Annotated in this window: 9 protein-coding genes; 8 read left to right on the top strand and 1 reads right to left on the bottom strand. The window is 45.3% G+C overall.

The features are described from left to right. Positions 1–11: 11 nt before the first annotated feature. Positions 12–1,244, bottom strand: coding sequence for an aminopeptidase (locus tag AC3WTP_RS05765; RefSeq protein WP_492393628.1), 1,233 nt, complete (start codon positions 1,242–1,244; stop codon positions 12–14). A gap of 365 nt (positions 1,245–1,609) precedes the next feature. On the opposite strand from AC3WTP_RS05765, the gene AC3WTP_RS05760 reads away from it, so the two are divergent. The 8 genes from AC3WTP_RS05760 (at position 1,610) to AC3WTP_RS05725 (ending at position 12,565) form a co-directional block, all read left to right on the top strand. Beyond that, entirely contained in the window at positions 1,610–3,256 is a 1,647-nt protein-coding gene (locus AC3WTP_RS05760; protein ID WP_492393627.1) for a methyl-accepting chemotaxis protein, read from the top strand. Between the two features lie 18 nt (positions 3,257–3,274). Beyond that, positions 3,275–4,003, top strand: coding sequence for an HAD family hydrolase (locus AC3WTP_RS05755; protein ID WP_492393626.1), 729 nt, complete (start codon positions 3,275–3,277; stop codon positions 4,001–4,003). A 181-nt stretch (positions 4,004–4,184) separates the two neighbouring features. Beyond that, positions 4,185–5,858, top strand: a complete 1,674-nt coding sequence (locus AC3WTP_RS05750) for an extracellular solute-binding protein (protein WP_492393625.1) — start codon at positions 4,185–4,187, stop codon at positions 5,856–5,858. 68 nt (positions 5,859–5,926) lie between these two features. Then, positions 5,927–6,832, top strand: coding sequence for an ABC transporter permease (locus AC3WTP_RS05745; protein WP_492393624.1), 906 nt, complete (start codon positions 5,927–5,929; stop codon positions 6,830–6,832). A gap of 34 nt (positions 6,833–6,866) precedes the next feature. Beyond that, a complete protein-coding gene (locus AC3WTP_RS05740; RefSeq protein WP_492393623.1) occupies positions 6,867–7,751 on the top strand; it encodes a carbohydrate ABC transporter permease in 885 nt (294 codons plus the stop codon). Positions 7,752–7,789: 38 nt separating this feature from the next. Then, a complete protein-coding gene (locus AC3WTP_RS05735) occupies positions 7,790–9,523 on the top strand; it encodes a sensor histidine kinase (RefSeq protein ID WP_492393622.1) in 1,734 nt (577 codons plus the stop codon). Between the two features lie 16 nt (positions 9,524–9,539). Next, positions 9,540–11,222, top strand: a complete 1,683-nt coding sequence (locus AC3WTP_RS05730) for a response regulator (protein ID WP_492393621.1) — start codon at positions 9,540–9,542, stop codon at positions 11,220–11,222. A 95-nt stretch (positions 11,223–11,317) separates the two neighbouring features. Beyond that, a complete protein-coding gene (locus AC3WTP_RS05725) occupies positions 11,318–12,565 on the top strand; it encodes a Gfo/Idh/MocA family protein (protein ID WP_492393620.1) in 1,248 nt (415 codons plus the stop codon). Positions 12,566–12,693 lie beyond the last annotated feature (128 nt).

Genomic DNA, 12,693 nt, shown 5'->3' with positions numbered 1-12,693 from the left:
GCCGGTAAGAACTAGATTGCCCAGTTGCCGTTTCTGAAGATCGGCTCGGACGAACCATCTTCGAGAATACCGTCAATGTTCATCTCTCCTGAACCGATCATAAAGTCTACGTGGGTCATGCTGCTGTTCACGCCGTTTGCTTCCAGCTCTTCCTTGGACATGGACGTGCCGCCTTCAACATTGAACGCATAACCGCTGCCGATCGCAAGGTGGTTCGAGGCGTTCTCATCAAACAGCGTATTGAAGAACAGGATGTTCGATTCCGAGATCGGGGATTGATGCGGTACGAGGGCAACTTCACCTAGGTAATGGGACCCTTCATCCGTCTCAACCAGCTTCTCCAAGATTTCTTGGCCTTCTTCCGCTTCCACCTTCACGATGCGGCCGTTCTCAAACGTAATCTTGAACTTATCGATAATGTTGCCGCCATAGCTGAGCGGCTTCGTGCTGGAAACATACCCATTAACGCCATCTTTCTGCGGAACAGTAAACACTTCTTCTGTTGGCATATTCGCCATAAATTGAACATCGTTAATGTTCGTGCTGCTCGCACCGACCCACAGATGCTTATCATTAAGCTCAATGGTCAGATCTGTGCCAGGAGCAGTGTAGTGCAGCTTGCGGAAATGCTTGTTGTTGAGCACTTCAACCTTCTTATGCAGATTCGCATTATGATCATTCCAAGCTTGAACAGGATCAGAGCTGTTTAAGCGGACAGCCTCGAAGATCGCGTTCCATAGCTGCTGAACGGCCTCTTCAGGAGCAGCATCAGGAAATACCTTCTTAGCCCAATCCTTGCCTGCGCCGGCAACGACTGTCCAGCTCACCTTATTGGATTGAGCGGCTTTGCGATAGTTCTCCAGCGCTTTGCCGGCTGCTTTTTGGAAATTGCTGATGCGGTTGGAGTCTACGCCTTTCAATAGATCCGGACTCTCGGACACGATGGAGATGAAGGCTGCTTCGGCTTCAACGAAAGTGTTGCGTTTTAATGCTTCATATTCGGGGTATGTAGTAAACACGTTAGCATCTGCTTTGTCGTATTTCAGGCGAGTGAGAGTTTCGTCATTCCAGTCGACGTGAACATTACCGGCACCTGCTTCATATGCTTTGCCTGCGATCAGTCGTGTAAGCGGAGCCATCTGGATTGAGCTTGTAATGAATACGGCTTGACCCTGTTGTACGTTAATGCCTACCTTAACAATCAGATCTGCATACTTGTCTAACTGTTGTTCGAATAAATTCATTAAGTCATCACCATTTTCTTGAAATATTTGTTACTTCCTTATTGTAGCTTATTTGAATTCATTTGTCCGTCTTCTAAATAAACATATTGAGTACGTTTAGCAGAGACGCAGCGATCATCTGCAGCACGTAGTGGAAGTACTGCAGTCTTACCTGAATATTGTACCCAACTATGTGAAAATTACGGTGGAGTTCTATTATTGAACCGAGTCGGCAGTAATATATTATAACTGAAAATATGAACATAAATAAGCGCTTACATAATCTCCGATGTATTGCTATATTGAAATGTAAAACATCATTGTGCATTAGAGGTGTCCCACATTAGACATCTGATGATGCATCATCCAAAGGGAGAGACAACGATATGCCGAACTTACATCTATTGACAGAGACAGAATTGAAACAACTGAGAGCATGGTACAATCAGATGAACAGCTCGATTCAAGAGGCGGCTGACTCCTGTTATAAGCAGATCAATCAAGCCGCTGGGCCAGGAAGTATATCAGAGAAGATGTTACAAGAGCACGTAAAGTCCTTTTTTCTAGAAGCGCGGAATGAACAGTTTATCCGTAAGGCATCTGATTTCTATCAGTTGCTGCATGCAAGCGGACTCGCGCTCGGACAAGCACTCGCGATCCTGAATGAATTGCACTATTCCTATATCAAAGTGGCAACGCACAAGCACAACTTGTTTACAAGCAAATCTAATTCGCTCATGAATGGTCTGCAGAAGGCGGTTGGATTAGAGCTGGAAATGCTGACGGATGAATATATGAACAGCTTGATGATAACGGCTTCCGAGGGGATTGTGACGCTCTTGGATAAGAACAGCGAGATCAGCTATATCCGTGAACTGCTGAAGAAGATGGAATACCAACGAGGCTTATCTCATAGCGTTGCCGCCGCCTCGGAAGAGCTGTCTGCTTCCATAAAAGAAGTAGCGAGCAATGCAACTCTCGCAGCAGAGCGAACAGATGATGCGGTTAAGTATATGGATCACGGCAAGCAAGTAATCACGGAAGCGCTGGAAGAGATCATTCATTCTGGCATAACGATAGATCAGGTTATTAATCATTTTAATGAGTTAAGAGAAAGTCTTGTAGAGATCGAGAACGTAGTGGGGATGGTTGACGGCATTGCGAACCAAACGCATTTGCTTGCGCTTAATGCTTCTATAGAAGCTTCCAGAGCAGGAGAAGAAGGCAGAGGCTTTGCTGTTGTTGCCGCCGAAATTCGCAAGTTGGCTCATTCCACGAAGGAGTCGCTTCAGGGTGCGCAGGATCATGTGCAGAGAATTAATCGTTTAACTTCAGATGTATCGGTAGCGATTCAGTCCGCTTCCAGTGTCATACAGAAGGGGGTAGGCGAAGCGGATGAAGCTGTGTCCATTCTGACTTCGTTTACCGATCAGATGATCAAAATAGGGACGGCTACTTCATCAATCGCAGCTATAACCGAAGAACAGTATGCATCGGTTGAAGAAGCATCAAGTCAAGTAGTTGAGATGGCCGAAGTAACGGATCAGGTGTCCAATCTAGCGAACTCAACCGGTACAGCTGTGCATGAGCTCAGTAAAACGACAGAACAGTTTAGAAATTCGATGTTTACGAGTCAAACAGGGATGCCGATTATTGCGCTGCTGAAGTTAGCAAAGTCCGATCATATTCTGTGGAAATGGCGGATCTACAATATGTTGTTAGGCTATGAGAAGGTAACGCCAGATCAGGTTACTTCGCACCATGAATGCCGCCTTGGCACATGGTATTTTGATTCGGAGTCGATGTCGCGTTTCGGACTGAAGCCTGCCTTCCAGTCGCTTGATCAACCGCATCAGAAGCTTCACCAAGCTGCGCATGCGGCTGCAGAGGCATACGCGGCAGGCAATATGGAACTGGTAGAGGAGCATATGCTTCAGATTGAGCAAGCTTCGAAGGAAGTAGTATATTATATCGACCAGCTGCTGAATGCTATCGCGGATCATCACAACAGTAATGGTAAAGGTTTTGACTAGTTAGGAAGAAGGTGCAATTTGAATAGTAATCATGCAATAAAAGGTGTCTTTTTTGATGTAGATGATACGCTGTATGACCATATGGATCCGCTGCGTCACACTTTGCTCGAGGTGCTGAAGCTACCTGAGGATTATCCATATGAAGAGATCTATCATCGCTTTCGATATTACAGCGACATCTTGTCCGCACAGCAGGAAGGCTCATTTTCCGAAGAAAATATAGAAGCTCTGGAGGATATCCGTATAAGCCGATTCATACTGACGCTGAAAGAGTTTGGCATTGAGATAGATGATGAACAGGCTCGTAGGCTCCAGGATGATTATATCGGCAGACAATACGATATTAAGATGTTCGAAGGCGCAGTGGATGTGATCGATCAATTGATGGCTGCGGGATATGTCGTTGGCATCATTACTAACGGCTTGGAAGAGCATCAACTCAAGAAGATCAGCGCCATGTCGCTGGACAAGCGCATACCTCTTGAGCGAATATTTGTGTCTGGAGCTGTAGGGTGGGATAAGCCGGATGCGCGGTTGTTTGCCCATGTAAATGAGAAAACGGGGGTGCCCGCATCCAACTGCATCTATGTAGGGGATTCCTGGCGCAATGATGTGATGGGCACGAAGGATACAGGTTGGACCATGATCTGGTTTAATCATCGGCAGGTAGAGCCGGAATCGGATTATAATCCGCAGTACGCAGCTAAGAGCTATGATGAGGTGCGCCGCATTCTGCTAGGCAGCTAATTCAATCGATCGGCTTGACAACTGAAGCCACCTATTGACTGTGCGTCCATAGTCAATAGGTGTATATGAAAGTAAAGACTAGTATATGGAATGAGAGCCCTTTCATTTCTATACTTAAGATGTGAAGTAAAGCAGTGATACCAGATATGCTGCTTATTCTGAAACATGACGGAGGGGTTATATGAAGAGCAAGTGGAGTATGCTTCTGATCTGCACACTGGTACTCAGCTTAGCCATGACAGCATGTGGGAAATCGACAGAGTCTGTTGCGCCAAAAGAAGAGAAGCAGTCAGAAACGAAGTCGTCTCAAACAGATACAAAAGACACAAAAGACACAGAGGTAATTGAAGTATCGACGGTTTCTCCAAGTGACCAATATTTAAAGTTTGACCCAGGTGAGAGCTTTGAGAAGAACGCCGTATATGACGCTTACGAGAAAGATATCGGCGTGAAGATTACAAATAAGTGGATAGCCGACACCAGTCAGTTCAATGAGAAAGTGAAGATGTCAATCGCTTCCAACGATCTGCCTGACTTCTTCCCAGTCAACGCTACTCAATTAAAAGAGCTTACGGAAAACGATATGATCATGGATCTGACCGAAGTATATGACCAACATGCCACAGAACAAACGAAGAAGTTCATGTCGATGGACGGCGGCATGCAGTTGAAGTCGGCTACGTTCGATGGCAAACTGATGGGTATTCCGAAATCTTATAATCCTTATAACATGCAGTATATTTATATTCGTACCGATTGGATGAAACAACTGGGGCTGTCTGAGCCTAAAACGATGGATGACTTGCTCAAAATTGCGGAAGCGTTTGCAACCAAAGATCCAGGCGGTACAGGCAAATCGTACGGGTTGGCGATCAGTAAGAATCCATTCGATCAAAATACAGGTGTAACTGGGCTTCATGGATTCATGAACAGCTACCACGCGTATATTAACATGTGGCTTGATGATGGCAAAGGTGGATTAATGAACAGCGATATCCAGCCGGAAATGAAGAATGCTCTAGCTGCACTTCAGGATATGTTCAAGAAAGGCCTGATTGATCCTGAATTTGCCGTCAAGGATGTAGAAAAAGAAGCCGAGCTCGTATACAACGGCAACATTGGTATGGTATACGGCGCTTTCTGGACACCAGCACAGCTTGTTAAAGGCGCTGTAAAGGACGGAAAAGTCGTTCAAGAATGGGGCGTATTCCCGATCCCTTCGATTGATGACAAAGGCGCGAACACGCAGATCGGATTAGGCGCTGATGAATATTATGTTATAGCGAAGGATGCAAAGCATCCTGAGGGCGTTATTAAGCTGATAAATCAATACATCGTTGTTGAAAGCAATCCAACGGAAGAACAGAAGGTATATGAATTCGGTAAAGACCGTGTGGAGAAAGGCAGCAACTACTGGCTGCTTAGCCCGCTCCGAGTTGGCAGTCAATTCGATGATAACGGTGTGATTCTGCCGGAGGCGATTGCGAATCGCGATGAGAGCATCTTGAAGACCAAGGATCAAAAATCTCGCTATGGACGTGCGATGAAATATGTTGATGGCGATACGAGCTTGTGGTGGGAATACCTGATCTCCGGACCAAATGGCGCATCCTCGCATATTCCGAAGGTCAAGGAGGAGAACCGTTTCCTTCAAAATAAATTCTATGGAGCACCGACTCCTACTATGGTTGAACGCCAAGAGATCCTGATCAAAAAGCGCGATGAAGTGTTCAACAAGATTATTATGAACCAAGTTTCTGTTGATGAGTTCGATAAGTTCGTAGAAGAATGGAAGAAGCTTGGCGGAGACGAAATAACTAAAGAAGTGAACGAATGGCACGCTAATAACAAATAAATGAACTAGTAATGTGGAGGGGTTGGAGCATTAGCAATCCCTCTTTCTATTCTAGAGAGGTGATCAGCATGCATACTTTGAGACGGATGTGGAAGAAGGAATGGCCGCTACATGTGATGCTAATTCCGGGATTGGTCATGATCTTCATATTCAGTTATATTCCGATGGCTGGTATTATAATGGCCTTTCAGAAATATGTACCGAATAAGGGCTTGTTCGGTTCACCCTTTGTCGGGCTGAAAAACTTTGAATTCTTACTTGACTATCCCGATATTGGGCAGATTTTTTTCAATACCGTATATATTGCAAGTATGAAAATTATTGTTGGACTCGTTGTGCCAATCACAATTGCGATTCTGCTAAACGAGCTTGGAAAAGAATGGGTAAAACGAACGTTTCAGACGCTAGTTTATTTACCTCACTTTCTATCTTGGGTATTGTTAAGCGGTATATTGGTCGATATTCTATCTCCTTCATCTGGTATTCTGAACCAAGCGCTCGGCCTATTCGGCATAGATCCGGTATTCTTCTTGGGCGATAACGACTGGTTCCCTTACGTCATGGTGATATCGGACGTTTGGAAGGAGTTTGGCTTCGGTACGATTGTCTATTTGGCCGCACTTACCGGAATTAACCCATCTCTATATGAAGCTGCAGAGATCGATGGGGCTGGACGCTTCAAGCAGACATTGCATGTGACGCTGCCAGGCATGATGCCGATCATTGTCTTGATGCTTACCTTGAATATCGGGAATGTACTCAATGCCGGCTTCGATCAGATCTTCAACCTTTACAGTCCTACCGTGTATGAAAGCGGGGATATTATCGATACTTTCGTCTATCGGTTGGGTATTGAGCAGTCGCAGTTTGGCTTAGCTACAGCCGTGGGTCTGTTGAAGTCAGTCGTTTCGTTTATATTCATATCGATCTCGTATTTCTTAGCTTATCGTGTAGCGAATTATCGCATCTTCTAATCGTGTTGCGACTAATTCAGAAGGAGGCCACATCATGGTTTCAAACAAAACATGGAGTAGAAAGCTGTTTATCGTATGCAATTACATATGTTTAGGATTCGTATCCTTTTTATGCCTAACGCCCCTTATCCATATATTAGCGATCTCTTTCAGCTCAGGATCTGCAGCGGCTTCCGGCCAAGTATTCCTATGGCCGGTAGAATTCACAACAGCAGCGTATGAAAATGTGTTTGGTAAACCCGAATACCTGCGTGCATTCTGGGTATCGATTCAACGGGTAATAATAGGAACATCGCTCAGTATGCTGCTGACGATTATAACCGCCTATCCGTTATCTAAGGATACTAGACAGCTTCGGATGCGTACGTTGTATGCCTGGATATTCGTATTTACGATATTGTTCAACGGCGGACTTGTCCCGACGTACCTGACAATAAAGTCGCTGGGAATGATTGACACGATATGGGCGCTTGTGCTGCCAGGAGCAGTTCAGGTATTCAATATCATATTGCTTCTTAACTTCTATCGCAATCTGCCGAAGGAGCTGGAGGAATCCTCGCGAATTGACGGCGCTGGGCATTTTAAAACATTGTGGAAAATCTATGTGCCATTGTCTCTGCCCGCACTGGCGACGACAGGCCTCTTTACAGTGGTGGGTCATTGGAACAGCTGGTTCGACGGCATGATCTATATGAATCATCCCGATAATTATCCGCTGCAAACCTTCTTGCAGACCATTATCGTAAACTTGGATTTCCGTTTTATCAAAGCTGAGAATGCCGAATTGGCACTTCAGCTGTCCGACCGTACGAGCAGAGCGGCGCAAATCTTTGTAGCTGCATTCCCGATCCTAATCGTTTATCCGTTCCTGCAGAAGTTTTTCATTAAAGGAATTGTGATGGGGAGTGTCAAAGAATAATATAGGGGTTCTATTACATTATTGCAGGAGAACTAACGATGAAAAGTCTTATCTTTTTCCGCGACTCCTCTATATTTAAAAAGATTATGGCGGCCTTTCTGGCTGCCTTGCTGCCGCTTATGGCGATTACGTGGATGATTAACGAACAAGGCTCGAAAAATATACGTACGGAAATTTCGGAGTCCATCTTGAACACGACCCGGTTCTATCTAGATTCGCTAGAGAAGGAAGCGGATCGGATCAGCCGCTATTTGCCGAACTACGTCATGGACGATGATCTGATGGAGATTTCTACCACTGGCAACTACATGAGCCATTACGAGCGCGCGCTCAAAATATTAGACATTCAGAAGCGCCTGGATCTCATGAAGAACTCAAGTCCCTTTATCAAGGAAGCGAAGGCTTACGTACCGCTCATCGAGCGTACGATCTACAGCTTGAACTACGATACCTCTGTTGATAGTGAGGAATATCTCGCGATGCAGCAGAACGCTAAGCTGTATGAAGAACCGTTTATATACTGGGATGATCGATTGTTCATCAGCATGCAGTACCCTGCCAACTCGTTACGAAGACCGATATACATAGTCGGGGTTGAGCTGTCTACTAACAAGATCAAAGAGACACTGGCTCAGATCGTTGGCACGCGGGGCGGTCAGAGTGCGCTTCTTAATCTGGATCGAGATTGGGAGATCGTTAGCGGTTCTGATGAAGGGCTGCTAGAAGAAATGAAAAGCTTTGCCATAGAGAAGCAAAACGCCCAATCCGTTGAAGGATATGAAACTTTGAAATATGATGGAAATAAGTACTTGACCGTCTATAAGTATTCCGAGCTATGGAATTCGTATTCGATAACGTGTATTCCTGAATCGGATATTTTGGGACCGTTGGAAAAGTATCGATTCTGGTTTTGGTGGGCATGTGCGCTTGCCGTGTTGATTGTCTTTTTCTTCTCTTACTTTTTGTTGCGGCTTATCTATCGTCCTCTCATGCGGCTGGTTTATTCCTTCAGGCGTGTTCAGCAGAATAAGCTGGAGTTAATCCCGATTGATCGGGGAGATGATGAGTTCGGCTACTTATATCATGCCTTTAATAATACCGTTCGTTCGTTAAAGACATTAATCGAGGAAAATTATGAGCAGCAAATTCGTAACCAGCGTTCAGAGCTGAAACGATTGCAGTCACAGATCAATCCTCATTTCTTATACAATTGCTTTTTTGTGCTATGCCGCTTGATTAAATCCGAGAACCAGAAGGAAAAGGCATATCAATTCTGCCTGTATATCGGACAGTATTTTCAATTTATAACCCGAAACGCTGAAGACGAAATACCGCTCGCGCTTGAGGTAGAGCATTCCCGCACGTATGTGGAAATGCAAAAGATCTGCTACGGTGAACGCATTCATGTTCAATTTGAGGGGGATGTCCCCGAGATGATCGTTCCAAGACTCATATTGCAGCCTATTATTGAAAACGCTTATGCGCATGCGCTGGGCAATATGGTTCAGAAGGGCGAGCTATGGGTCCATAGTGATCGAAAGGGAGATGTTCTATCCTTGTATGTTGAGGATAATGGTGATGGTGTCAGTGATGAGGAAATAGAGAAGCTTAATGAACGTTTGCAGCAATCTTCTAATCGTATTGAAGAGACGACAGGACTCATTAATGTTCATCGCAGAGTACAGCTTCGTTATGGAGAGGATTATGGAATACTGATATCACGTTCTGTTCTAGGAGGAATGAAGGTAACCATTAATCTTAGCGTGAGCTAAAGGGGGGGGAACCAACATGTACCGTTTACTTCTCGTCGACGATCTACCAATTATCGTTGACGGCCTTCTTGAGCTGTTCGAGCAAACCGATCATTTGAATCTCGATGTATTGAAGGCTTATTCAGGCGAAGAGGCATTGGAAATCATGAAGCAAAATAAGGTTGACATCGTCATTTCCGATATCAAGATGCCTGGCCTTGAAGGTATTGAATTGCTGAGGGAGATTAAATCCCATTGGCCTGCGTGCAAGGTTATTTTTCTGACGGGGTACAATGATTTCCAATATGCTAGAAGTGCTCTTACCTACGGCGGCTTTGAGTATATATTGAAAGTAGAAAGTGACGAGAAAATTATCGAGACCGTTGAGAAGGCGATTGAGAAGCTTGAAGAGGAAAATGTGCAGCAGAAGATTATCGCTCAGGCGCATTCCAATATGAGATTGGCACTGCCGTCACTGCAGAAAGAGTATATGTGGAGCTTGCTTCAAGGCAAGCAGGCGACGGAAGATCAATTGAAGGATGCATTTTCCGAGATTCATATTCCATTGGATGCGGAGATGCCGGTCTACTTGCTGCTCGGCAGAGTGGACGTCTGGAAGGAACGGTTTACGACAGCTGATAAAGCGCTTCTGACTTATGCATTTCAAAATATAGCCGACGAATATTTATCTGGGCAAGTACGCTGCTATTCCTGTGTATACGATTTGTCTAAGATCGTCTGGCTTATTCAACCTATTAGCAAAGTGCAGCCTAATGGAGACGATGGCTCGTTGGAATGGACTCGAGCTCACCGCTCTGCAAGCAGCATTCTTGCGACCGTACAAGGAACTTGTAAGAGAATGCTCGGGTTGTCTGTTTCCTTTGTTCTAGGAAGCGAATGGCTGCCTTGGGATCATCTATCCGAAAAATTTCATTCGATTAAGTACGGTTTTGTATACGGTTACGGCTGGTCCAGCGAGGTTATTATGACCGATGAGGACATTCGTAAAGAAATAGAGAACGTTAGAGTGGGTACCAATCATGATGTGTTCTTTCATACGCGTGTTCAATTGTTGATGACTTGTCTAGAGAACAATCATCGGGAACAATTCAACAAGCTGTTTGTCGAATTGACAGCCATCTGGAGTGATCCGAAGGCATCTTATGAGCGGAAGGCAGAATTATACCATTCGCTATCTGCTGTATTTTTGTTCTATATCAATAAGCATCGGAATCTCCGCGATTATGTCAATAGTCTGCTGGATCTGGATAGTTTGTTTCAGCCCAGCGATACGGCCTCGTGGTCGGATCTCAAGCAATATTTTTGGCAGCTGGCTGATTGTTTGCTGGAGTGGAATGCATCTAACGTCACACATTCGCCGACTGAAGTGGTGACGAAGGTCCATAGTTACATCGAAGAGAATATAGCATCGGACATTTCTTTGAATGCGCTCGCAGATTTCGTAGGCCTGAATCCATCCTACTTGTCCAGGTTGTACAAACAGATTACGGGGATTGGCCTGTCTAAATATATTATGGATTACCGAACCTTAGCAGCGAAGGAAATGCTCTTGAATACATCCAAGAAAGTGAATGAAGTAGCCTCTGCGCTTGGCTATAATTCCGCGCTTGCGTTTATACGCTTCTTCAAGAAGCAGAACGGAATGACTCCACAGGAATTTAGAGGGGGGCGTTCGGAGGCGCAGCATCAAGGTCAATAAATGTATATCAAATGTCAGCAGCAGTCTCTTTATCCCTTATTGGAGCTCAACTAGAATTATAGTATATAAGGTGAATTAGGCGAGGAGGAGCAGGATTGAAAAAAATTACTGCAGTCATATTAGGTGTTGGCAGTCGAGGACGGTATATATATGGGCCGTATGCAGAAAAGTTTCCGAATGAATTAGAATTTGTCGCTGTAGCAGAGCCCGACGATGAACGAAGACAGCGGTTTGCGAGCATTCACAATATTGCACCCGAATATGTTTATGATTCATGGGAGAAGGCGTTTGAACATGGGCGGATTGCTGATGTGATGATCATCAGCACGCTGGATCACATGCATTATGTGCCAGCCATGAAAGCTATGGAGCTAGGGTATCATGTTCTGCTGGAGAAGCCGATGTCGCCTTCGAAGGATGAATGCATTCGTCTGGAACAGGCATCTCATGAACATAAAAGGCTGCTGGTTGTCAGTCATGTACTGAGATACGCTCCTTTCTGGGCAGGGATCAAGAGATGCATAGAGGATGGAGAGCTGGGTACAGTAGCAACCATTCAATTAACAGAGAATGTTGGCTTTTTACATATGGCACACAGCTACGTTCGCGGGAACTGGCGCAATTCAGAGGAAACGAGTCCGATGATATTAGCGAAGTCGTGCCACGACCTTGATCTTATCTCTTGGCTGATGGGGCAGCCGTGCACAAGTGTAAGCTCATACGGCAACTTGCTGCATTTCCGAGCTGAGAACGCTCCTGAAGGATCGGTTGATCGCTGCATTAATGGCTGTGAGGTTGAAAAGGAATGTCCGTTTTCCGCGTTGAAGATGTATATTCAGCCTCCAGACCATCCATGGGCGCGATATATGACGAATGATCTGTCACAGGAGGGCATCCTGAAGGCTATTCAGGAAGGACCGTTCGGTCGTTGTGTCTATCGCTGCGATAACAACGTGGTCGATCATCAGATCGTCAACATGGAATTTACGAATGGCGCGAATGCCTCCTTCATCATGTCAGGACTGACACAGAGTGGAACTCGCCGCGTCCAGATCATGGGGACGAGAGGCGAGATTATCGGGGATATGGATGAGGGCTCCTTCACCTTGTATCGATATGCGACAGGGGAGAAACTGGACATTCAGTGCAATACGAAGGGTGACGGACATGGAGGCGGCGATGAACGGATGGTTAGCTCGTTCTTGAAGGATGTCAGAAGCTTTGAGCTTCATCCTGCTCAAGGATTGACTTCCGCGACAGCATCCTTGCAGAGTCATTTGATGGCATTTGCTGCGGAGCACTCCAGATTGAACGGTGGACAGCCGGTCCGTATAGGTGAATGACGGTATAGGTAGCAGAACGACTGCTTTTCGATATTGAATCGAGGAGCAGTCGTTTTGTTTTGATGGTGCTGCATATGAGCTTGTATATACAGCAAAAAACCGACAGTCCCAGAAAGGAGCTGTCGGTT

The organism is Paenibacillus sp. EB106-04-04-XG159 (genome assembly GCF_058791835.1).
Note: the sequence above shows the minus strand (reverse complement) of the source record. Positions and strands in the feature narration are given on the sequence as shown.